This is a genomic window from Gordonia sp. 34D, assembly GCF_056682775.1.
In genome coordinates this window covers 3,168,276-3,189,325 of record NZ_CM155293.1, presented here as the reverse complement: position 1 = coordinate 3,189,325, position 21,050 = coordinate 3,168,276, and the positions used below count along the sequence as shown (strand labels likewise).

Here is a 21,050-nt window from a genome sequence, read left to right as displayed (position 1 = left end):
GTGACGGTCTGGTCGTTTTGTGACAGAAAAGGGAAAGGCGGAGGCCGAGAAAACGGCCTGGAGACAAGACAACAGTGCCGGTCACCCGCGAGGGGTGACCGGCACTGTTGGTACGAGCGCGTGTTAGCTGACGACGGCGAGGCTCAGCTTGGCCTCGACCTTCGGGTGCAGCTTGACGACGACCGGGTACTCGCCGAGAGCCTTGATGTGGCCCTTCGGGAGCTCCACGGAACGCTTGTCGACGGTGGGCCCGCCAGCGGCGCGGATAGCACCGGCAACGTCGGCGGTCGAGACCGAACCGAACAGCTTGCCCGAGTCGTGGGTCTTCACGGTCAGCGAGACACCGGCGAGACCCTCAATGGTCTGCTTGAGCTCGTTGGCGTGATCGAGGTCGCGCACAGCGCGCGCTTCCTGCGAACGACGGATTCCTTCAACCTGCTTGGTAGCACCGCGGGTGGCGACAATCGCCAGGCCGCGGGGCAGCAGGTAGTTGCGGCCGTAGCCATCGCGAACCTCAACGGTGTCGCCAGCTTCGCCGAGTTTGTCGACTGCAGCAGTCAGGATCAGTTTCATTATGTGGTCCTTCCCGCTCAGCGTCCGGTCGACGTGAACGGCAGCAGAGCCACCTCACGCGAGTTCTTCACGGCCACAGCAACGTCGCGCTGGTGCTGTACGCAGTTACCCGTGACGCGACGCGAGCGGATCTTGCCGCGGTCCGAGAGGAAGCGACGCAGAAGCGCGGTGTCCTTGTAGTCGATCTCGACCTTCTTGTTCTTCTTTGTGTCCTTGCAGAAGGTGCAGGCCTTAGCCTTCGTAACCTTCTCCACGCGGGGCTTGCGGCCCTTTTGTTTTGCCATGAATTGCTCCAGTTAATGGTCTCCGGGTAGCTCGCCCGGATCAGAAAGGTGGTTCGTCGTCCCCGCCACCGAAGCCGCCGCCCGCTGCGGGCGCACTGCCCCACGGGTCGTCGGCTGGCGCGTTAGCCGGCTGCTGGGGGCGTCCCTGCGACTGCTGGTTGTTGTAACCGCCGCCGGAGTTTCCGCCACCCTGATTGCCGCTGTTGTACCCGCCGCCACCGCCGCCGCCACCGCGCTGAGTGCGCGTGACATTGGCAGTCGCATAACGGAGCGAAGGACCGATCTCGTCCACTTCGAGCTCCACAACAGTGCGACGCTCACCCTCGCGGGTGTCGTACGACCGTTGCTTGAGCTTGCCTTGCACGATTACGCGAGTGCCCTTCTTGAGGGACTCGGTCACATTCTCTGCGACGTCGCGCCAGATACTGCAGCGGAGGAACAGCGCTTCGCCGTCTTTCCACTCGTTGGTCTGGCGGTCGAAGGTCCGCGGAGTTGAAGCCACCGTGAAGTTGGCGACCGGAGCACCGGAAGCGGTAAACCGCAGTTCCGGGTCGGCCGTCAGGTTTCCGACGACTGTAATGACCGTGTCCGTCATGAGACTCCCCTAATCGTGTTCGAGGAACGCTGCTGGGCGCGCACCTGATGAAGTTGCCTCCACCTTAAAGGTGCCCACCGACAATCCGCAGGCCCTCCTCGAGGCTGTGGATTACTTGCGCAGGACCTTGGTCCGAAGCACCGATTCGTTCAGCTTCAGCTGACGATCGAGCTCGGTCACGGTCGCGGGAGTCGCATTAAGCTGCACGACGGCGTAAATGCCTTCGCTGTGCTTGGCGATCTCGTAGGCAAAGCGGCGCTTGCCCCAGATCTCGACTTCGTCCACCTTGCCGCCATCGTTGCGAACAACGTTGAGGAAAGTATCTAGGGATGGGGCGACGGTGCGTTCGTCCAAGCTCGGATCGAGGATCACCATCAGTTCGTAATGACGCATAAGACCACATCACCTCCTATGGGCTTTCGGCCACGGACGGTCCGTGGCAGGAGGGTCGCCTGCGTCGGCAACCTTTCAAAGGTACATGAGAAGTGACTGACCTGCGAAATCACGACAACCGGGAAGCAATGTCCCGTCAGAAATATCTCAGGGTTACTGCACTAGGCTCTTCGCATGCCTTCGGTCCGCCCCGCCTTCGCCCGCAATCGAATTCACTTCGGGGAGACCGCCCTGATTTTGGTGACTGCAATGCTGCTCACGGTCGCATCTGGCGCCCTATCGTTTGCCAGCAAGACTGGCTGCACTACGCCGAAGGGCGGAGGAAGCCGCGAATGGCTCTTCGCGGGCCCGCACCAGGTGATGTCCTGCTACTCGGATCTGTTCACCATGTGGCACGAGCGCGGGCTATCCGAGCACCTGTTCCCGTACGTGCATGGCGGCATCACGCCTGACGGGCATCTGTTTGGCGGCGTTGTGGAGTACCCGGTCCTGTCGGGGCTCATCATGTGGTTCAGCGGCATCGGCGCCGACAACGACTACGAGTTCCTATGGCACAGTCTCCTGATCTTGATGCCGTTCGCGTTCATCGTGACGATCCTTTTGGCGCTGATGACCCGCTGGTGGGTCATGCTCTGGGCGGCGACGCCACCGCTGGCCCTGTACGCCCTGCACAACTGGGAGTTGCCGGTTGTGTGCGCCGCCGTAGTGGGGATCGCAGTCGTGGCGTGGGGTTGTTCAGCCAGTCCGACAACCGGCCTTCGACGGTGGTCGGTCCGCGCCACCGCGATTGTTGCGGCGATCCCGTTCGCGATCGGGTTTTCGTTAAAGATCTATCCCGGCCTGTTTGTGCTGCCGCTCATGCTCTATGTCCTGACGCGCGGGGAAAAGACCAGGGACCGTCGATCGGGCCTCGACTGGCTCGGTGCCAGCTACGTGGCCCTGTCAGCAATCGTCACCGTGTTGGTGACGCAGGTGCCGTTCATGATTGCCGGGTACGACGGCTGGAAGGCCGCGATCGACTACCAGACCCTGCGACCGGTGGGGCTCTCAACCAACTCCATTTGGTACTGGGGCCTACGACCGCTGCTCGGCGGAATCACCCCGGCCTACACCTCCATCGTCGACACCGCATCACCGCTGTTGATTGTCGCGGCGTTTGCGTTCGCGTGTTTCCTGGGCTGGCGGTCGTACATGCGCGACGGCACCTTCCCGTGGCTGGGCGTCAGTGCGGCGATGCTCGCCGGATTCATGCTGTTCCACAAGGTGCACTCACCGCAGTACACGCTGTGGATCTTGCCGTTCTTCGTGCTACTCCGGGTGCGCTGGTGGCTGATTGCGCTATATCTGCTCGGCGATCTCCTTCTGGACATCACCGTCTTCCACCTGATGATGGAACAGTCCTCGCTGACGAAAACATGGGTCACCGTCGGCCTTAACGTCGCCGTCTGGTCGCACGCAATCATCCTGGCGATCCTCGTCGTGCAGTTTGTGGACGCGCGGCCGCGCGAGCCGCTCGCCTCCTACTTGCGGGCGACGGTGCCGCCAAACGGAGCTCTTACTCGGCTGGCGGCGGCCGATTGGCGGGCAGCGCGCTCCTGGCTCGGTGCCCCCACCCTGGCCAATGAGCATGTCACTCTGCGACCGTTGGCCCTGTCGGACGGGGCGGAGCTCGCGAAAGTCCCGGGCGATCCCGCCCTCTACCGGTGGACTCCGCCGCTGCCGCGGACCACCGAGGCAGCAATCGAGTGGATTCGGCAGGCACTCGCCGATGAGGCGCGCGTACCGTTTGCCGTCATCGACCGTTCGGGCAAACTCGTCGGCACCACGAGCTTCTACGACGTCAACGAGGCCGACTTAACCTTGGCCGTTGGATACACCTACTACTCGCCGGATGCGATGGGCACCACCGTCAATCCGGCGGCCAAACTCCTCCTGTGCGAATACGCGTTCACCACGCGCGGTGCGGTGCGCGTCGTTTGGCATACCCATTCACAAAACGCCCAATCGCGGGCCGCGATCGCCAAGCTCGGTGCCGTTCCCGAAGGTGAACTGCGCAAGCACCGGCGTTTCGGCGACGGATGGCGAACCACCGCCCAGTTCGCGATTGTCGATGACGCGTGGCCCGCCTCTCGGGAGCGTTTGCGCGAGCGTCTGACCGCACTGGCGGCACGCTAACCGGCTGTAGCCCTGGCAGGCGAACGCATCAGGTGGTCGGCCACCGGTTGGTTCTCGTCGGGTTTCACCAACTGCCAGATGACGACGGCGCACAGTCCTACCAGGACCGCCCCCCGCAAAGTGTTGACGACGTAGAAAGCTTCGGGCGGCAACCATTTTCGGTCCGCGTCGAGGAATAGACCCATCCGCGGGATCCAAACGAGAGCGTCGAAGGTCATCCACGCTAGGACCACCCCCGGATAGGGGACGGCGAGGACCGCCAACGGCACCAGCCACAGCGACGACTGCGGCGTCCATTCCTTACCGAACAGCAGGAAGCCAGCGACCAGCAGGAACATCAACTGCGCAACCGTCGGCTCGGTGGAGGCGCGTAGGCCCACGTAGACGACCGTCGCGACCACCGCGATCATCAGCAGGAGCACCAAGCCGGTGATGAGTGCGGATGACGGATTCCATCCGGTGGCCAGGGAGATGAGCCGGTACAGGGTGTCCGGTTCGACACCGCGATTAAGCCACACCCGGTAGGTGGCCATAAACCCGGATGGGTAGGCGATGATGAACGGCACGTTGACGAGCAGCCATGCACCGAAGGCTCCCAGCACGACAGTCGTGAATTGGTACAGGGTTCTCCGTCGGACGCAGAGGACCGCGATTGCTGGCAGCAGCAGTAGCGGATAGACGGCGGCCGCCGCCCCCAGGCCGATGAAGATGCCCGACCACCCCGGTTTGCCGCGGGTCCAGAAGAGGATCGCCAGCGACAACATCGCAATCGCGAGGATGTCGGTTGAGGTGAAAGCGTGGAACAGAAGTAGCGGCGACAGCGCCATCAGCGCACCCAGCCACATGCGCCGCCGGTCCGTCATCATGGTGGCCCAAACGGCGAGCAGCCAGAACAACGACAGCAGCAGTGCCGTGATGTTGAAGTAGTTCACGACATCGAGGTTTTTCGGGAGTCCGACGGCCTCGGCGAACACCCCCCAACCGCGGGCCGCTTGCGCGCTCACATACATGAACATGCCGGTCAGAGCTGGTTCGGTGAGGTAGGTCTTCACCTTTTCGCCGTCAGCACCAGACTGCATCCAAAACGTGCGGTACGGGAATGCCCCACCCGCAAGGTCGTTCGGGGTGAGTTTGTTTTCCTCGTACGACGCGACAATGTCGGAGTAGCACAGGCCGACGAACTGACGTTGGTTGTCCCAGTTGAGGCGCACCTGGCCCGGCGAGTTCTCGACCGGAGCCTGCTGGATGCAGCCCGCTTTGCCAAACCAACTCAACGACAGTCCGACGAGGGCCAGCAGCAGCACCACCCGCAGCGGTGTCCACAGACGGCCGCGTCCGACGGCCGCGTGCAAGCCGACGGGCCCGCCGATCATGCCGCTAGCGGCACCGACCTGCTTGCTCGACCACGACGGCAACATGCGGCCGGTCTCCACCCGAAGATCGTCGGAGAGCGGTTCCGGTGACTCCTGCGCCCGCGGTGAGGTCACTACGTCGTTGGCACCGGTGCCGATGGTGCGAGGGTCGGCTCATCGCTTGGGTTTCGGAAGTTGTTGCCGTTTCCATTCCCGCGGTTGCCGTTACCGCCGGTACCGTCGCCACCGGTACCGTCGCCCCCGTTTCCATTGCCCCCGTTTCCGTTGCCACCGTTGCCGGGTTCACGAGTCGGCGTGTTGTTGTTGCCGCCTTCGTCGCCACCTATCGGAACGGTGATTCCGGGGGCAATCACAATGTCGCCGTTTTCATTGGTACCGGGCAATCGGGGACGCGACGTCTCACGGGTCGACTGGGGTTGGGTCGGCGTGTACGTCACGGGCGGAGGCTCGTACGGGACACCGGCCTGGCCGCCAACGGCTTCCGGAGTCGGGAATTGTTCGATCGGTTCGCCTTCCAGCGCACCGTCCATAGCGGCTTTCCAGATCTGCGCTGGCAGGCCACTGCCGTACACGGAGCCACCGGAGTAGGTCTTCAGCGGCACGCCCTTGTCGGTACCGACCCAAGTCGCAGTCGACAGCTGCGGCGTGTAGCCGGCCATCCATGCGTCCTTGTTGTAGCCGGTGTCGCCGAGCTGAGCGGTGCCGGTCTTCGCAGCCGATGGTCGTGCACCGTAGGTCGAGTCGTACAGCGAGTTGCCGTTGGAGTAACCGGCGATCGGGATCATTGCCGACGTCACGTTGTCTGCGACGGCAGCGGAAATGACCCGCTTGCCCTCGTTCTTTTCACGTTCGTACAGCACCTCGCCGGTCGAGGTCTCAACCTTTTGGATGAAGAACGGGGCGCGGTAGATGCCCGACGCGGCGAGTGTCGCGTACGCCGAAGCCATGTCGAGGACACGCGAGGGGTACTGACCGAGGACGACGCCGCCTTCGGCGTGACCGTTCTTTTCCTGCAGCGTCTTCTCGATGTCACCGAAGCTTTCCGCGATGCCCAGGCGATGGGCGGTATCGGCGACAGCGTCGGCCTGTCCGTTGAGGTCCATCATCAGGCGGTAGAACACCGTGTTGAGGGACATCTTCAGCGCGGTTGCAAGGTTGCATGTGCCGCAGGACTCGCCGTCGGAGTTCTCCACGACGAGGCCGCCGGGTGCCTGGTAGGGCGACGAACTGTAGCGCTGCGACAGCGGGATGTCCTGCTCAAGAGCGGCCACGAGGGCGAAGACCTTGAAGATCGAACCGGTCTGCAAGCCTGCGGAGGCGTAATCCCAGCCGGTACCGTCTTCGCCGCCGTAGTACCCGACAACACCGCCGGTAGCGGGGTCAACGGATACCGAAGCGGTCCGCAGGTTGCTGGGCTCGCCTTCGAGTTTGCTCCGCGAGGCCGACACGAGTGACTTCTGAACCTGGGGATCGATCGAGGTGGTGATCTTGAGCCCGGAGGTCTGCAGTTGCTGTTCGGTAATTCCCACCTTGGGGAGTTCAGCGACCACCTGCCGACGGATCAGCCCGTTGGGGCCTTCTTTGTCGACGCTGGTGTCGTTCTTGGGCTTGACGACCTTCGGGAACTTCTGGGCATCCCGGTCGGCCTTACTGATGGCACCGGTATCGACCATGCCGTTGAGCACGTAGTTCCAGCGCTCGACGGCGAGATCGGGGTTGTCAGCGGGGTCGTAAAGGGACGGCCCGCGGATCACGCCTGCCAGCAATGCCGACTGGGAAACGGTCAGCGACTTGAGCGGCCGGTTGAAGTAGGCCCGTGCTGCGGCGTCGACGCCATAGGCGCCACGGCCGAAGTAGATGGTGTTGAGGTAGGCCGCCATGATGTCTTCTTTGGTCCACTGCCGGGACATCTTGGTGGCGATGGCGAGTTCTTTGAACTTGCGCTGGTAGCTGACTTCGTCGCCGACGATCGCATTCTTGACGTACTGCTGGGTGATCGTCGAACCGCCACCGGCACCGGCACGGTTGAAGACCTTGCCGAGGACAGCGCGGGAGAAGCCGGACGTTGAGAAGCCCGCATTGGAATCGAAGTCCCGGTCTTCTGCGGCCTTGACGGCGTCGATCATCGACTGCGGGATGTCTTCGTATTTGACGTCGGTGCGGTTGCCCTGCGGGGGCACGATCTTCGCGATCGTTCCGCCCTTGCTGTCGGTGATGAGCGCGACCTGGTTTTGCTTGATGTCACCGGGTGACGGCACGTCGACTGTCAGATAGGTGAACAGGAATGCCGTCACTACGCCGATGGCGACCAGCGGTACTGCCCCAGCGAGAAGCCCCAGCACCCATGCCGCGACCTTCGTTGTCGTCGATCTGCCCGACGTCGCAGCACCTTTACTGCTGGTCATCGCTCACCTACTTCTCTGCGTTCGCACGCGGACGAATTATCGTTCTAACTGTGACGCATGGCTGCCCCGCAGCCAACTCTTGTCACTTTCTACTTTGCAACCCGCCGGCTGCGCCTTCGTGCGCCTTCGGGCAATCCGGCAACGTACGACTCGACGAGATAGTTCCATCGACAGGTTCGGCACACTTCGACGATGTGGACCGTGAACTCACCGGCACTGGCGTCGAGGGTATCGATCTCGGCCGCCGAACGCGCTGAGCCACTGACTCGACCCAAATGCTCACCAAACACCCAGGAAACCCTGGTGACCTGCTCTTTTCGGCAGACAGGGCACACTTCCTCGGCGGGAATTCCGTGGAACTTCGCGGCCCGCAGCAGATACGGATCTGCATCGCAGACTTCACTGAGTGCCGTTGACCCGGTCCGGACGCGCGCCAGGCACTCGCGTCGCGCGAGTGCATAGTTCACGATCTGCCGGTGCACGCCCCTCAGCCTAGACGTGCCGCCTGAGGACAGGCCGTGTGATGCAAATCAACCCGCTTCATTACCGACAAGTTCGAAGCAGGTTATATCGATGCGATACATTGGATGCTGCATCAGCAAGTCATAACGGATTCAGATTGGAGGTCGCAGCATGCTTGAAATGGCAATTCTCGGCCTTCTGCTCGAATCACCCATGCACGGCTACGAATTACGCAAGCGACTCACCGGTCTGCTCGGTGCGTTCCGCGCGTTTTCGTACGGCAGCCTGTATCCGACGCTGCGTCGCATGCAGGCCGATGGCTTGATCGTCGAGGATGAGCCGGAAACGCTCACCGGCGCGAAGGTCCGGCGGGCGCGGCGCGTCTACCGACTGACGCCTGCCGGACTCGACCGCTTCTCCGAGTTGGTGGCCGACACCGGTCCGCAAAATTACACGGACGACGGCTTCGGGGTGCACCTCGCGTTTTTCAGCCGCACGCCCGCCGTGGCACGGATGCGGATTCTGGAAGGACGACGCCGCCAGGTGGAGGAACGCCGCGAAGGCCTACGCGAACTGTTGGGTCGCGCGACCCGCAGCAACGACCACTACACCCGGCAGATGCACGAGCTCAGCTTGGAGACCTCCGAACGCGAGGTCCAGTGGCTCAACAAATTGATTGCCGACGAAGCTTCCGGCTCAGTCGGCACCCCAGATTTTCATCCCGCGGAGCCGACCTCGGTCACGCGTGATGAAGCAAGTAAGAACTCGGCGGCACAGCAATCCGCCGTACCGCTGCAACAAGAAGGAGATCCCGACCATGGGTGACACCAACAAAGTGCGCGTGGCCATCGTTGGCGTGGGTAACTGCGCCTCATCCTTGGTTCAGGGCGTTCAGTACTACCAAGATGCCGATGAGAACGCACACGTCCCCGGCCTGATGCACGTCAAGTTCGGCCAGTACCACGTCCGCGACGTCGAGTTCGTCGCTGCATTCGACGTTGACGCCAAGAAGGTCGGCTTCGACCTGTCCGAGGCGATCAACAACAGCGAGAACAACACCATCAAGATCGCTGATGTTCCCCCGCTGAACGTTCCTGTCCAGCGCGGCCACACGCTCGACGGCCTCGGCAAGTACTACCGCGAGACCATCGTCGAGGCTGACGGCGACGGCGTTGACGTCGTCAAGACCCTCAAGGACAACCAGGTTGACGTCCTCGTCAGCTACCTGCCGGTTGGTTCGGAGCAGGCTGACAAGTTCTACGCTCAGTGCGCTATCGACGCCGGTGTCGCGTTCGTCAACGCTCTGCCCGTCTTCATCGCCTCGGACCCCGTGTGGGCCAAGAAGTTCGCCGATGCTGGCGTCCCGATCGTCGGCGACGACATCAAGAGCCAGGTTGGCGCCACCATCACGCACCGCGTCATGGCGAAGCTGTTTGAGGATCGCGGCGTCGAACTGGACCGCACCTACCAGCTCAACGTCGGCGGCAACATGGACTTCAAGAACATGCTTGAGCGCGAGCGCCTCGAGTCCAAGAAGGTCTCCAAGACGCAGGCCGTCACCTCGATCCTGGACGGTCCGCTGTCCGGCAAGGTGTACGACAAGAACGTCCACATCGGCCCGTCGGACTACGTCCAGTGGCTCGATGACCGCAAGTGGGCTTACGTCCGCCTCGAAGGTCGTGCGTTTGGCGACGTGCCGTTGAACCTGGAATACAAGCTTGAGGTTTGGGACTCCCCGAACTCGGCAGGCATCATCATCGACGCTGTTCGCGCTGCGAAGATCGCCCTGGACCGCGGCCTCGGTGGCCCGATCCTCCCGGCCTCGGCTTACCTGATGAAGAGCCCGCCGGAGCAGATCGCCGACGACATCGCTCGTCAGCAGCTCGAAGCCTTCATCATCGGTGCCGACTAGTCGTCACTGCTTGAGCCAATAACGCCCGCCCCGGCTTTCCGGGGCGGGCGTTATTTGTCTTCGACTCTCACCGATTGGTGGCCAGCGGCTGCGGTGGCGGCACAAACTGCGCACCGCTGCCGCGCACTTCGTCCTGAAGTCCGACGATGGTCTGCCAGGTGGCGAGCGCAAAGATCAGCCCGAGGACCACTGCGGGCAGGTAAAGGCCCGGCCCCACCCCCAGCGACAGGTCACTGGGGTCCAGCGATTCGGTCGGCGCCGACGGGGTATCGAACTCGCCGGATCCGCTTATCGCCATTGACGGGTTCAGCGCGGTGAATGTCAACGCGACGAGCGCACCGAGGCTGAGCAGCGATAGGAAGGCCATCACCCGGGTATCCACACGGCGCCAGGCTTGCATGGCACCAATGGCGATGGCGAGAGCAAGCGTGATCGGGAGCAGTCCCGCCGCGAAGTACGACGACCCGATGAAGTCAAAAACATTCAGCGAGACTTCGGCACCACCACCGCCCGGGCAATACTCCCGGTACTCCTCGCACATGTGCTTCCAATGCTCGGCAGGCGACTCCCCGTCCGCTTCCACCAGCATCCGAAAGAAGTAGCGGCCGCTCATGATCGTCAGCATTCGTTCACTGACAGTGATGGTGATCCATGGGAGAAAGCTCAGGCCCAGCCCGATCGCTCCCAAGGCGGCGACTGCGGCCGAGATGATCCGTCCGCGGTTCACGATTGTCCCGGGTATCCGCCCGGAGCGCCGGGACCGGCCGACGGCGCGCCCGGACGGGACGTTCCTAGCTGTGTCTGGTCAAAAGCGTCCGGGCCAGCGGACGGGATGAAAGCGGTCGGGGCCGTGAACTGGCCACCCTGCGGCGGCATCGGCACAAACCCGGACTGCGGCCCCTGCGGCGGGATCGGCGCCCTCATCGGGTGCGCGAGACCCGGAGCAGCGGCCGTGCTGCGCAGGTAGATGAAGCCTGCCGCGGCCGAGGCAATGAAGCCAAAGACAACGGCAATAATCAGGCCGGCACCGGGGCCGATGTTGACGACGCGATCGACGAGTTGATTGACCGACGACACGTCCAAGTCGTCCAAGTCGCGCTGTGCTTCACGCCTGAGGTCGCCGGTCAGTTCGACGCCGGGCAACGGATTCGCAAACATCAACACCAGGCCGAGCAGCGTTGCGGCAATCGCACTGATCGCCGAAACAAGGGTGCCTTGCCGACGCCCCAGCAATCCGGGAACTGCGGTCAAGGCCGCAACGAGCATCAGGATCGGCACGGCCAAGGCAACCACCGGCGCATTAAACGGCACCACCGAGTAAAAGCCGATGCCGACGTTGACGGTGCCGTCAACACTGTCGTCGACCTTGCCCGGGTCGACGGTGACCGAGTACAGGTCGAGCAGCGAACAGAACAGCACAACGATTCCCGCAACCACCGTGATGGCCGATGCGATCCGACCAAGGTCCAGCGGTGTCGCGGGCTGCGCGAACGCCGGAGGCGGACCTGCTGGCGCAAACCCCGGCTGTGGGCCGGGACCCATCGGACCTACCCCGGGCGGCGGCTGCATTGGCCCGCTCGGCTGTTGGTTGTACGGATTCATCCTTGCCTACCCCAGTTCTTTCACGTTCGGTTTTGACCCCCGTTGGGCCCCACGCTCGCTGCCGGTAATCGTGACATCGAAAGGTGCGCGATCAGGCTATGTCACGCTGTGTTGCCATGCCGCCTGCACCTCCCAAGTTCATTCGTGCGGATGGATTCACAGGTGTTGGCGATTTGCGAACTTTCCACAATGGTGTCGTCTAGCCTTCGCCTCATGGCAAATGAGAACACGTTCCGGTCCATCCCCGTTGTTGTCTGGGGAACCGGGAATGTGGGGCGGGCATCGATTCGGGCGGTGGCGGCTCATCCTCAATTGACTCTGTCGTCGGTGATCGTGCACGATCCCGCCAAGGTGGGTCGAGATGCGGGCGACCTCGCCGACCTGGGGCGACCGCTCGGCATCAACGCCACCGACGATATCGACGCAGCCCTGGCTACTCTCAGCGGCAGCGGTGCCGTCGCCTACGCCGCGTCCGGGGAACTGCGGCCAGACGATGCCGTAGCCGACATCGCCCGGGCACTGGCGCTAGGTGCCGTCGTGGTGACGCCGTCGGTCTACGCGCTCTACGACCATCGCAGTGCACCCGCCGAGATGCGCGCCCCAATCGAGAAGGCCTGCGCCACGGGCGAGAGCGCGCTTTTCGTCAGCGGAATTGACCCGGGGTGGGGCAACGACCTGCTTCCGGCACTGGTCAGCGGCCTCGCATCGGAGATCGACCAGGTGCGCTGCCAGGAAATTTTCGACTACTCCACCTACGACGCCGAGGACTCGGTTCGCTACATCGTGGGCATGGGCCAGCCCATGGACTACGCCCCGCCGATGGTCGCCGAGGGTGTCCCCTCCATGGTGTGGGGTGGCCAGATCCGGCTCATCGCCCGCGCGCTCGGGGTGGAGCTCGACGAGGTGCGCGAAACGTCGCAGCGACGGCCACTCGACGCGACGGTCACCACCGCGCTTGGCGATTTCGAAGCTGGCACCCAAGGTGCCCTGCGCTTTGAGGTTCAGGGCATCGTCGACGGCGAGCCCAAGATCGTCGCCGAACACGTCACGCGAATCAGCGCCGACTGCGCCGTCGACTGGCCAATGCCACCGGACGGCGGCGACGGTGCCCACCGCGTCATCATTGAGGGCCGCCCGCGCATCGAGATCAACGTTGAGGCCACGGACGAGGGAGGCAACCGCTCGGCTGGCGGCAATGCGACGGCAGCCAACCGGCTCGTCAACGCCATCCCGTGGCTCCGCAACGCGGATCCTGGAATGTACGACGGCCTCGAGGTGCCCCTCCTACCGTCCACTTACCTAAGCAATAAGGAGGCGTGATGTTCCTCGACATCCCCGATGGCAAAGATCCCATTCAATACGTGTGGGGTGAGATGGTTCCCGGCATCGGCCCCGCCGCGGCCAAACTCTCGCTCAGCGTGTACTCGGACAGCACCCTCGGACTCCGCGAATTTGAGGCAGCCCGCCTGCGCATTGCCCAAATCAACGGTTGCCTCTTCTGCCAGGACTGGCGCACCGAGCGAGAGGGTCAGAAGGTCGAGGACACCTTCCACACCGCGGTCGAACAATGGCGAACCACCGCGGACCTCGACGATCGGGCTCGCCTGGCCGCCGAGTACGCCGAACTGTACGCGACCGACCACCACAGCATCGACGACGCATTTTGGGAACGCATGCGGCGCCATTACACCGACAAGGAGATCGTCGAACTCTCGATGTGCCTCGGTTCGTGGCTTGCTTTCGGCCGCCTAAACCGCGTGCTCGGCCTCGACTCGGTCTGCGTGTTGCCGAGTCACATGGGTCAGGGCTGACACCCCGCTCACCACGCAGCCACCTGCGGGGCATTCGCGAGGTGATCGCCAATTCGTGGATCGAGACTCGCGGCCATTTCGCGTTGTCGCGCCAGAATTACTCTGCCGTCCCCGCCGACCAGGATGGGAGGCGGAGACAATGGCAGAACCGCACTGCCGAGCAAAGTCGCGGCACCGCCTAGGGATTCGGCGAGATCGCCCGACCGGTCGGTGGCCGACGGCTGCGAAACCGACGTCGGATCGAATGGCACAAAGTCATCGACGCCGCCATCCGAGCTTCCATAAACGCCGACGTTAATCGCCGACTCAATCAAGTCAGCCATCAGCACCTTGGACCCCAGCTTGTAGGCGGTGAGAAAAGTCCATGTCAGCCGATGGTCCAGCTTTTGAGTCCACTCTGCCCGACGTCGCGCGTCGACATATTGAAAGCGCTGATAGTCAGCGGCGATCAACGCCGAGATTGCGGTATCGACGGCTTCTGCGGCCAGGGTCGGTTGTGCCGCGGGTTCAGCGGTCGCTTGCAGGAAAAGTCGCTTCACCCGATTCCACTGCAGGTTCGCCAATTGGTGAAACTGCCCGCTGTCGTACAACCCTTTCGCCGCGCTCTTAAAGGCGTCGTCGGACGCACCGAATGCACCTCGCAACGAATACGAAAACGCCAGGTTGTAGTCGCAGGCGGCCGCCTTCTCGGGATGACCACCCTCGAGGAAGCGCGACCGAGCCTCCTTCATCAAGGCCTCGCCACGATCAGCCTGACCGGAGTAGATCAGAACCAAACCCAGGTTCATCCGCGATTCGAGAGCCTCGTCAACCGACCCATACTGTTCGGCATCGCGAAGCGACCGCTCCAACAACGGCAACGCCAGGTGCGGCCGGCCGGTTTCGACATACAGCCCAGCCAGCGACTGATCGCACGATCGCTTTCCCAGGCTGCCCGCCCCGTGCGCGCCTACCCCCGTCGCTCCGGCACTCTCTGTGACGGCACTTTCTGCGACGAACCATGCGGAAAGTTCCTTCAATTGCTTCTCGGCGAGCTCCGGACGGCCAGACATGCGGTAAACATTCGACAGATTGACCATTGCTTCTGCGGCTTCGTTTGGCTGTGCCCGGTCTCGATAGACGTCGATCGCATCGCCCAGCGCGTCTTCGGCGGCCGCGTACTCCCCCAGCTGCAGGGCCAGCGCTCCAAAAGTGTTAGCCGCGTCGGCGAATTGTTCCATCTCCCGCAGTTCGAGGAATTCCTCGGCGGCGACGCTAAACGCGTCGAACGCCGTGTCCAAGTCGCTGGCCTGGTAGGCGACCGTGCCGATCGACACAGCGCACTTAGCTGCCTCCGCAGCATCAAACTCCTCGTAGGCTTCTCGTGCGGTCAGCAGGATGTCGATGACGACTTCACTGTCCACAATCCCGGCAATGTGCTCGGCCAAGGCCCAATGAGCATCGGCGATCTGGCGTGGATCACCCGATTCGACGGTCGCCACAGCCCGCGCGTCAAGCTCATCGAGGGTATTGCTCCAGGCCTCGACTTCGCGGTCCTCCTCATCCTCAGTCATCGCTGTCTCCTGCTCCTTGTGGTCGGTGCAGCGGACGCGGTGGACAGGCGTGGCACGCCATCGCCGCCCACGTCAGCGGTGATGTTGCGGGCCCCGGATCCAACTGCCACTGTGCGAACTTCGATCGCTGCCAGTCGTTGAGCGCACGGACCGGATCCGCGGCCCGGTGGGTCGCGTCGACACCGAGGGCGAGTTCGGTGGTGGGGCCGGGCGCACTATCGAGGCCGCAGTAAACACGGAAGGCTTCGTCCGACGGCAGCATCCATCGCGACGTGGTGACGATCTCTGCGCCAGCATTGAAGATGGCCATCACCAGCCCGAAGGTTTCCGAGCTTCGGTAATCGGCACCGCCCTCACAGGCGATCAGCGCCACGCGCGGCGGCATCGGCCAGAGGCTGCGTCCGGTGCGATTGGGTTCGACGGGGCTTCGGTCTGCCGGCCCAAGTTCCGGTGACGCAGTACCCAGCAGAAGATCCAGCGCAGAGAACGGCAAATGGGCGCTATTCATCACGGTTGCATAGCCCCACTCGGCCGCGTCGTCGGTGAGATGCATTGCCGCCGAACCCGGTTCGTCGAGTGTCGAGGAAATGTGACCGACGTACAGCAGCCTGCTCGGCTTGGCTACGAGATCGTCGCTCAGTTCCCACCGGCCGACGATCCGGCCGACACCGGAGTTCGCCGTATGCGGAAGCCCCGCAATATGTTTGCTGAGCACCGCCGCGTTGACAGCGCCTGGACGCTGCCAATCGAGGACCTGTCCCAAACCCGAACCAGCTGGCAGTCGTGGGTCGACGATGTAGGCGACGGGACGCGAAGCGACCGCGTCGGTCCACGCCTCGGGAATCCGGGCCCGCCCGGCATGAATTGCGGCGGGTGGCTCGTAGCTGATGTCCGCGAATTCGATCAGTCGTCGAGAATCTCCAATGACCGCCAGTTCCAAGGGCATTCGTGCCAGAGTGCGGCTCGGCGTGATCCGAACCGTTACCGAACCCCGCCGTGAACGCTCAACGATCGCGGTGCGGACGACGGCCGGGAACACGGCTCGGCCAATCGCCTCGTTCAGCGCGTACTCGCTGAGTTTCCGAGTGAACGGCCCGGTTAGTGCGCTGGCGATCGCCAGCGATCCATCGCCACTTTCACTGCCCGGCAAAGCCCTGTCCAACTGCGCCACGAGTCGCCTAAGCTCGACATCTCGAATCGCGTGCACTTCCGGATGCTGGGGATCGTCGAGCCATCGGAACGAGATATACGTCGCGGGTTCGGTGTCAACAGCGCGGATCAGCAGCACGGAATGGGCGGTTGGTTCCGGCATTCGCATGAGCTAGGTGTCTCCTGCCAGGACAAGTTCGGCAAGGGTCGGGGCAAACGGCCCCACGATCACTGGCGGCGCCCCGGTCGTGTCAGCGAATCTGACCAGGGCGTCGAGATACGCCGCGAGGTCATTGGCGTTAGCTGACCCCCGAGATCGGCGGACCAACTGACGGGTCAGCGCGACCGCCGATTCGGCAGCATCGCGCGCCTCCCGGTGCGCGGCGTCGGCACGTTCCTGGGTTTCGGTCAGGAACACATCACGACTGCTTATCCCGGTGTTGGCCTGCAGCGCGCCCGCCACGCGACGCTGCGTCCACGCGTATCGGCAATACCGATCGATGCGGGTCAGGGCCGCGCCAACCGGGTCTAGGCGCAGGGCCTCCAGGTTGGTTCCGGAGCCGACCAGCGAGCAGCGCAGCGAGTCGATTGGCGCGTCGCCGACGTCTAGTTCCGCGACGATCCGACCATCGACGACAGTCGTGGGTGCGTACGCAAGGAGATCGCCGGTACTTGCCTCGGCCGCGACCGCGAATACGCTCAGCGTCTCGACCGAATCGGTGTTGGCGTCGTCGCGGATGTCGGCGGCCACTTCGATTACTGCGGGTTTGATGGTCTCCACCTGCAATTCCGGCACCTCGACGCCGACGAACTTAAGCAGTCGCGGTGGAAGAACCCGCAGATCAACGGGGAAAGCCAGCCGGACCTCAGCTAAACCCAGGTGCAGCGAATCAATCGTGTTGTAGAAGAGGTTGGACCCCTGCTCGGCCCCTAGTATCTGTACCCACTCCGCATCATGCCGCGAAAGGAGCGGAGTGAGGTCTCGAGTAATCCGCTGTCGCGTCGCGTCCGATATCGATCCCGGCGGTGCCGCCGCGACAATTTCGGCGAGACGCTCGACGGGCGGGCCCGTGATGCTCTCAAGGGTGAATTGTTCGACGAGCCGTTCGGCGACCGCGCTCGAGAGCGCATAGAGCTCGGTTGCCGACTCCGCATCTCCTGCCGCTAACGCGCCACCGGCATGGTCGAGGAGAACCACTCCTTCGTCGAGATCGCCGAGGTGAATAGCGTCGACAACGCGCACCCCCGCAGCTACCGAGAGTGCCTCCGCCAGTACGGGAGTCGAGATGATATCGCCGTCGGCCGCGGCGGCCAGCTGGGAAATCACCGTCGGGTCAGCGAACCATTGCGCTGTCGCGGCGAGAGCCGTCGAACTCGGCGCGGCGAGGTCGACGACAACGTCGGGAAAGGCCCCGTCGACCGTCAGCAAAACCCCGTTTACCTCAAAGGGAACGGGGCCCAGCACCACGGCGGTATCGGCACGCCAGGAGATGCTGCCATCCGCGCGCACGCTCACGACACCGCTCATGACCGCATCGCCCGGTTGGTCGCGGTTCGCAACAGGAGCATGACATCCATTGCAGCTTGTGCAGCCGCGACTGACCGGCCATGGGTCGGTCGGCGCTCACGCCAAGCCTTCTCGATGTAGGCGGTCACTTCGTCGACGTTCTCCAATTCGAGCGCCTTCCCCGACAGGAGTTCAATCGCCATCGCGGCCTCCCACGACAGTTGGTTGTTCAGCTCCTGCCGCGGATCTGTGTTGATCAGTTCGATCGTGCGCGTCACCAGATCGTCGAGACCAGCTGGATCTGCATCAGGCGGAAGGTCCATCCGGTCATCGGAGTGTCCAGCACCGTCCTGGTTCATAACAAACGGTGACTCTCTTTTCCGTTTGGCTTGTTGGCTGCGCCATTCGTCGATCCGAACGGCAGTGAGCCGCAACCGCAGAAAGTGTTCGGTGCCATCGAGTTGCCTGCCGCTGGCGAGGCGATTGAGATAGGTCCGGAGAACACTCTCGTAAGCCTGCGACAGGTACTTCTGCTGGTAGCGATGTTGTTTGACGAGGTCGTTGAGGACCGGATCTAAGAATGCAACGGCCTGCTGCCGGTTGGCTTCGCGCTGTTCGTCCGTCAACGCGATCCTTTGCGCTGCGCCGTACTCTTCGATGGCTCGACGCTGCTGGCAGCGCATCAGCTCAGTCTGATCGTCGGAGCCTGATCCCTGGGGCCGATTCCCGGCGCGAAGAATTGTCTCCCCCAGTTTGCTGACGAACCCATCGAGCGCGGTTTGCTGATCGCACCGGTGGCGTGTTTGTGGCCGGCGGAGGAAGTCGTCAGCCGATGCGGCGGACCGTAAGACGGGGTCGTCACCGCGGGTCATTCCCACGCGAACGCGCGTTGCTCCGTAGCGCTGTGCTTCTCGGATTGCCGATGTGACCGGATTACTTAGGCCGCCGGGTCGGAAAACGGCGAGGCTCTTGACCCACCCAGCCGAGTACCGGCTCAGCGGCTCCACCAATTCGCCGCACACGATTTCCGCCTCGTCGATGATCCGATAGTCGGCGACGACGACTTTCGGTTTAGCCAGCAGCGCACCCGCGGTCGGCGAATAGCGACGACTGAACCACTCCGCGCCGATTACTGCGGTCGACCATGCATTCATGTCGTTTGCTAGGCACTTGGAGTCCGGCTTGGGTAGTCGCATTTGGTCGCGCCAGCTCTTCAGGAAAGCCGCGCGGTCAATGCCGGACTCGGGTGCCACGATGGTCGGTCTGTCGTCGCTGGGTTCCGGAAGTACCGGTGGCACAAGCTGTTTCACCGGTCACTCCCTTTCGTCTGGCATCGATCGTAGGTCCCGCAACTGACGCGCCCACGGCGTTTGGAGTTCTTCACCAGTAACCTTCAGTCGCGCCAGCAAGGTTTCCATCTGCCCGTAGGCGGGTTCAACTTCGTAGGCGTCGAATACACCCCTCCGAGCCGATGCCGCCGCCAGAAGTGACTGACGCGCCGATTCGATCTCGCCGCAATCGTATTGGGCCTTAGCGAGATCGAACAGCAGCCGTGACTGCAGTCCGCCAAGCAACCGGCCGGGTACCAAACAGGCCGCTAGCACCTCGCGCCGTCGAATCGCGTCATCGATCCTTCGCGAGAGAATCCAGCCAACGACCGGCGGTAACCCCAATCCCAGGGTCCTGAGGTCGCAGTACTCTTCTGCAATGGCCTGCGCCCTCGCGCCCTCGCCGATTAGTTCGGCAACCAGCGCGAGAACCCACCCCGAATCCGATCCACCGTCGGGCCGCCGCGCGGGAAACTGCTCGGCGTCGTCGAACGCCGCCCGCGCGAGTTCGACGTCGTCGAGCATCAACCAATGTGCGGCGGCCAAGGCCAGCCTCTCCCGATCGGTGCAGTGCATGCCGGACACCTCCCGGTAGAGGGCCTTCACGGACTCGCGGGTGTTGGCGCCACAGGTTTCGACAAATGTTCCCGCAAGGTGAAAAGGTGATGCCGCCCGACCGACCGCCCAAATCGCTGCGTCTGTGTCCCCGGCGTTGAGTGCCGCGCTGGCCAACGTCTGGCAGCAGTAGTCACGGGTGGCCCGATCCACCGGGTCTGGCCATCGGTCCAGCATGCGGCGCATGGTTTCCGATGTCAGGAGCGACCCAGCAAAACTCCTGACTACCCCGTCGACCGCGCGGACCCAATCGTCTTCCGGCAGCGTTTCTAGGACGGCCACAAACTCACCGCGCCAGTGCTCAGACGTGCTCGCAGGGGTCCCGACCAGCAAGCTCTGGACGATGACCGCAACGGCGACCGTCGGATCCCACCCCTCAACGGGATCCGACGACGCGCATTGCCACAGCGACACCAGCGGGTGCTCACCGCCCTCGGCGGCGAGACCGTCCAAGATCGCTGAACCCGCCCCGTCCACAGAGCGAATCCCGTACGTCGCTTCACCGAACGAGACGTCGCCGGAGGCCATATCCGCGCGAGCCCGGAGCAGACGTGCTGAGAGCATCCTCATCACGGAACCGGGACTGTCCATCAGACCGCTACTACTCCTCGGCCAGATGCCCGAGCTTCCCGTCGAGCGTCACCCAGCCGTCGGCAACCATCGCCAGGAGCAGCTGAGCCTTGTTCGCGACGGGCCTGCCAACTTCGTCGTACCGTCGGGTGACGCGCCGGTAGTGAGTGCGCACTGTGCATTCGGCGATGAAGTGCGTCGCAGCCGTCTCTTTGACGGTCTCACCGAGAACATAGGTGGCGAGCACTTCTTGCTCGCGGCGTGAGAGCGCCACTCGCGCACCTGGCGCTTTTCCGAGGATCTGCGCGAGGGCCCCTCTGATCTGATCGCTGGCGTTCGGAAAGTTCAGGATCACCGGGGCTTCCGCTGTCGCTGTTGCCGTATCGGCACCGTCGACAAGAGCGATGATCTGCGTCCACTGCCGAGCTGCCATGGGCAGTTGTGCCAATGTTTGTGCGCCGTGGACCACCAACACTTTCGGCAGCGCCCGCCTCACGGCAAGGCCAACGACTTCCATGGTCGTCGCGTCGTAGCCGAGCGATCGGATCCACGCCGCCGTGGTCTCGCCAACGAAGGTGTTCGGCGAAACGACCCCCACCGCATCGACAAGTTGGACGCAGGGTCCGCCGAGCCCCCGCGTGTGCGTTCGACTGAAGGGCCCCGAAGCCGGAGACTGTATGCCACCCCGGCGGTCGAGCACACTGACCGCGCTGTCAGTAATTGTCATGTGAGGTGTCCTCTTT

General features: G+C 63.4%; 20 protein-coding genes. 5 read left to right on the top strand and 15 right to left on the bottom strand.

Going from position 1 to position 21,050, the window contains the following annotated elements; translation table 11 throughout:
• Positions 1–123 precede the first annotated feature (123 nt).
• The 4 genes from rplI to rpsF form a co-directional block, all read right to left on the bottom strand.
• Entirely contained in the window at positions 124–573 is a 450-nt protein-coding gene (rplI, locus tag AC1L34_RS14780; RefSeq protein WP_424293103.1) for a 50S ribosomal protein L9, read from the bottom strand.
• A 17-nt stretch (positions 574–590) separates the two neighbouring features.
• Positions 591–857, bottom strand: coding sequence for a 30S ribosomal protein S18 (gene rpsR, locus AC1L34_RS14775; RefSeq protein ID WP_290851906.1), 267 nt, complete (start codon positions 855–857; stop codon positions 591–593).
• A gap of 40 nt (positions 858–897) precedes the next feature.
• On the bottom strand, positions 898–1,452 hold the full coding sequence (locus tag AC1L34_RS14770) for a single-stranded DNA-binding protein (protein ID WP_424323004.1): 555 nt from the start codon (positions 1,450–1,452) through the stop codon (positions 898–900).
• A gap of 111 nt (positions 1,453–1,563) precedes the next feature.
• On the bottom strand, positions 1,564–1,845 hold the full coding sequence (rpsF, locus tag AC1L34_RS14765; RefSeq protein WP_424293188.1) for a 30S ribosomal protein S6: 282 nt from the start codon (positions 1,843–1,845) through the stop codon (positions 1,564–1,566).
• A 174-nt stretch (positions 1,846–2,019) separates the two neighbouring features.
• Between rpsF and AC1L34_RS14760 the strand changes: the two genes are divergently transcribed.
• Positions 2,020–4,020, top strand: coding sequence for a GNAT family N-acetyltransferase (locus AC1L34_RS14760; RefSeq protein WP_424323005.1), 2,001 nt, complete (start codon positions 2,020–2,022; stop codon positions 4,018–4,020).
• On the opposite strand, the gene AC1L34_RS14755 is transcribed toward AC1L34_RS14760, so the two are convergent.
• The 3 genes from AC1L34_RS14755 to AC1L34_RS14745 all read right to left on the bottom strand — a co-directional run bounded on the left by AC1L34_RS14755 (position 4,017) and on the right by AC1L34_RS14745 (position 8,280).
• Positions 4,017–5,507 carry a glycosyltransferase family 87 protein gene (locus tag AC1L34_RS14755; RefSeq protein WP_424323006.1) on the bottom strand — a complete coding sequence of 497 codons (1,491 nt, stop codon included), beginning with the start codon at positions 5,505–5,507 and terminating at the stop codon, positions 4,017–4,019. The two genes, AC1L34_RS14760 and AC1L34_RS14755, sit on opposite strands and share 4 nt — an antisense overlap.
• Positions 5,507–7,798: a transglycosylase domain-containing protein gene (locus tag AC1L34_RS14750; RefSeq protein ID WP_424323007.1), complete on the bottom strand. Its 2,292-nt coding sequence runs from the start codon at positions 7,796–7,798 to the stop codon at positions 5,507–5,509. The genes AC1L34_RS14755 and AC1L34_RS14750 overlap by 1 nt, the downstream gene beginning before the upstream one ends.
• A gap of 89 nt (positions 7,799–7,887) precedes the next feature.
• Complete coding sequence (locus AC1L34_RS14745; RefSeq protein WP_424293184.1) at positions 7,888–8,280, bottom strand: DUF5318 family protein; 393 nt, start codon at positions 8,278–8,280, stop codon at positions 7,888–7,890.
• 151 nt (positions 8,281–8,431) lie between these two features.
• On the opposite strand from AC1L34_RS14745, the gene AC1L34_RS14740 reads away from it, so the two are divergent.
• Positions 8,432–9,085 (top strand): PadR family transcriptional regulator, encoded by a 654-nt coding sequence (locus AC1L34_RS14740; protein WP_424293183.1) that lies wholly within the window; start codon positions 8,432–8,434, stop codon positions 9,083–9,085.
• Entirely contained in the window at positions 9,078–10,172 is a 1,095-nt protein-coding gene (locus AC1L34_RS14735; protein ID WP_424323008.1) for an inositol-3-phosphate synthase, read from the top strand. The genes AC1L34_RS14740 and AC1L34_RS14735 overlap by 8 nt, the downstream gene beginning before the upstream one ends.
• 67 nt (positions 10,173–10,239) lie before the next feature.
• On the opposite strand, the gene AC1L34_RS14730 is transcribed toward AC1L34_RS14735, so the two are convergent.
• A complete protein-coding gene (locus AC1L34_RS14730) occupies positions 10,240–10,899 on the bottom strand; it encodes a hypothetical protein (RefSeq protein ID WP_480034864.1) in 660 nt (219 codons plus the stop codon).
• The gene (locus AC1L34_RS14725; RefSeq protein WP_424325761.1) at positions 10,896–11,714 is read right to left on the bottom strand and encodes a hypothetical protein; all 819 of its coding nucleotides are present in this window, start codon (positions 11,712–11,714) and stop codon (positions 10,896–10,898) included. Before AC1L34_RS14725 ends, AC1L34_RS14730 begins: the two co-directional genes overlap by 4 nt.
• Before the next feature lie 273 nt (positions 11,715–11,987).
• On the opposite strand from AC1L34_RS14725, the gene AC1L34_RS14720 reads away from it, so the two are divergent.
• Positions 11,988–13,094: an NAD(P)H-dependent amine dehydrogenase family protein gene (locus AC1L34_RS14720; RefSeq protein WP_424323009.1), complete on the top strand. Its 1,107-nt coding sequence runs from the start codon at positions 11,988–11,990 to the stop codon at positions 13,092–13,094.
• Positions 13,094–13,585: a carboxymuconolactone decarboxylase family protein gene (locus AC1L34_RS14715; RefSeq protein WP_480035336.1), complete on the top strand. Its 492-nt coding sequence runs from the start codon at positions 13,094–13,096 to the stop codon at positions 13,583–13,585. The genes AC1L34_RS14720 and AC1L34_RS14715 overlap by 1 nt, the downstream gene beginning before the upstream one ends.
• An 8-nt stretch (positions 13,586–13,593) precedes the next feature.
• Here the strand turns inward: AC1L34_RS14715 and AC1L34_RS14710 are convergent, their stop codons facing one another.
• From AC1L34_RS14710 to AC1L34_RS14685, 6 genes are read right to left on the bottom strand one after another with little or no spacing between them, the layout of a single operon-like run.
• On the bottom strand, positions 13,594–15,138 hold the full coding sequence (locus tag AC1L34_RS14710) for a tetratricopeptide repeat protein (RefSeq protein WP_480034863.1): 1,545 nt from the start codon (positions 15,136–15,138) through the stop codon (positions 13,594–13,596).
• A complete protein-coding gene (locus tag AC1L34_RS14705; RefSeq protein ID WP_480034862.1) occupies positions 15,131–16,456 on the bottom strand; it encodes a hypothetical protein in 1,326 nt (441 codons plus the stop codon). The genes AC1L34_RS14710 and AC1L34_RS14705 overlap by 8 nt, the downstream gene beginning before the upstream one ends.
• Positions 16,457–16,459: 3 nt before the next feature.
• Positions 16,460–17,815 (bottom strand): hypothetical protein, encoded by a 1,356-nt coding sequence (locus AC1L34_RS14700; protein ID WP_424294848.1) that lies wholly within the window; start codon positions 17,813–17,815, stop codon positions 16,460–16,462.
• The gene (locus tag AC1L34_RS14695) at positions 17,812–19,104 is read right to left on the bottom strand and encodes a hypothetical protein (protein WP_480034861.1); all 1,293 of its coding nucleotides are present in this window, start codon (positions 19,102–19,104) and stop codon (positions 17,812–17,814) included. The genes AC1L34_RS14700 and AC1L34_RS14695 overlap by 4 nt, the downstream gene beginning before the upstream one ends.
• A gap of 3 nt (positions 19,105–19,107) precedes the next feature.
• Entirely contained in the window at positions 19,108–20,301 is a 1,194-nt protein-coding gene (locus tag AC1L34_RS14690) for a hypothetical protein (RefSeq protein WP_480034860.1), read from the bottom strand.
• A 37-nt stretch (positions 20,302–20,338) separates the two neighbouring features.
• Positions 20,339–21,034, bottom strand: a complete 696-nt coding sequence (locus AC1L34_RS14685) for a LuxR C-terminal-related transcriptional regulator (RefSeq protein ID WP_424294843.1) — start codon at positions 21,032–21,034, stop codon at positions 20,339–20,341.
• Positions 21,035–21,050: the final 16 nt, after the last annotated feature.

Coding starts and splice junctions, on each gene's coding strand:
- rplI (WP_424293103.1), bottom strand. CDS start 573: ATGAAACTGATCCTGACTGCTGCAGTCGACAAACTCGGCGAAGCTGGC.
- rpsR (WP_290851906.1), bottom strand. CDS start 857: ATGGCAAAACAAAAGGGCCGCAAGCCCCGCGTGGAGAAGGTTACGAAG.
- AC1L34_RS14770 (WP_424323004.1), bottom strand. CDS start 1,452: ATGACGGACACGGTCATTACAGTCGTCGGAAACCTGACGGCCGACCCG.
- rpsF (WP_424293188.1), bottom strand. CDS start 1,845: ATGCGTCATTACGAACTGATGGTGATCCTCGATCCGAGCTTGGACGAA.
- AC1L34_RS14760 (WP_424323005.1), top strand. CDS start 2,020: ATGCCTTCGGTCCGCCCCGCCTTCGCCCGCAATCGAATTCACTTCGGG.
- AC1L34_RS14750 (WP_424323007.1), bottom strand. CDS start 7,798: ATGACCAGCAGTAAAGGTGCTGCGACGTCGGGCAGATCGACGACAACG.
- AC1L34_RS14740 (WP_424293183.1), top strand. CDS start 8,432: ATGCTTGAAATGGCAATTCTCGGCCTTCTGCTCGAATCACCCATGCAC.
- AC1L34_RS14735 (WP_424323008.1), top strand. CDS start 9,078: ATGGGTGACACCAACAAAGTGCGCGTGGCCATCGTTGGCGTGGGTAAC.
- AC1L34_RS14725 (WP_424325761.1), bottom strand. CDS start 11,714: ATGGGTCCCGGCCCACAGCCGGGGTTTGCGCCAGCAGGTCCGCCTCCG.
- AC1L34_RS14720 (WP_424323009.1), top strand. CDS start 11,988: ATGGCAAATGAGAACACGTTCCGGTCCATCCCCGTTGTTGTCTGGGGA.
- AC1L34_RS14715 (WP_480035336.1), top strand. CDS start 13,094: ATGTTCCTCGACATCCCCGATGGCAAAGATCCCATTCAATACGTGTGG.
- AC1L34_RS14710 (WP_480034863.1), bottom strand. CDS start 15,138: ATGACTGAGGATGAGGAGGACCGCGAAGTCGAGGCCTGGAGCAATACC.
- AC1L34_RS14705 (WP_480034862.1), bottom strand. CDS start 16,456: ATGCGAATGCCGGAACCAACCGCCCATTCCGTGCTGCTGATCCGCGCT.
- AC1L34_RS14700 (WP_424294848.1), bottom strand. CDS start 17,815: ATGAGCGGTGTCGTGAGCGTGCGCGCGGATGGCAGCATCTCCTGGCGT.
- AC1L34_RS14690 (WP_480034860.1), bottom strand. CDS start 20,301: ATGCTCTCAGCACGTCTGCTCCGGGCTCGCGCGGATATGGCCTCCGGC.
- AC1L34_RS14685 (WP_424294843.1), bottom strand. CDS start 21,034: ATGACAATTACTGACAGCGCGGTCAGTGTGCTCGACCGCCGGGGTGGC.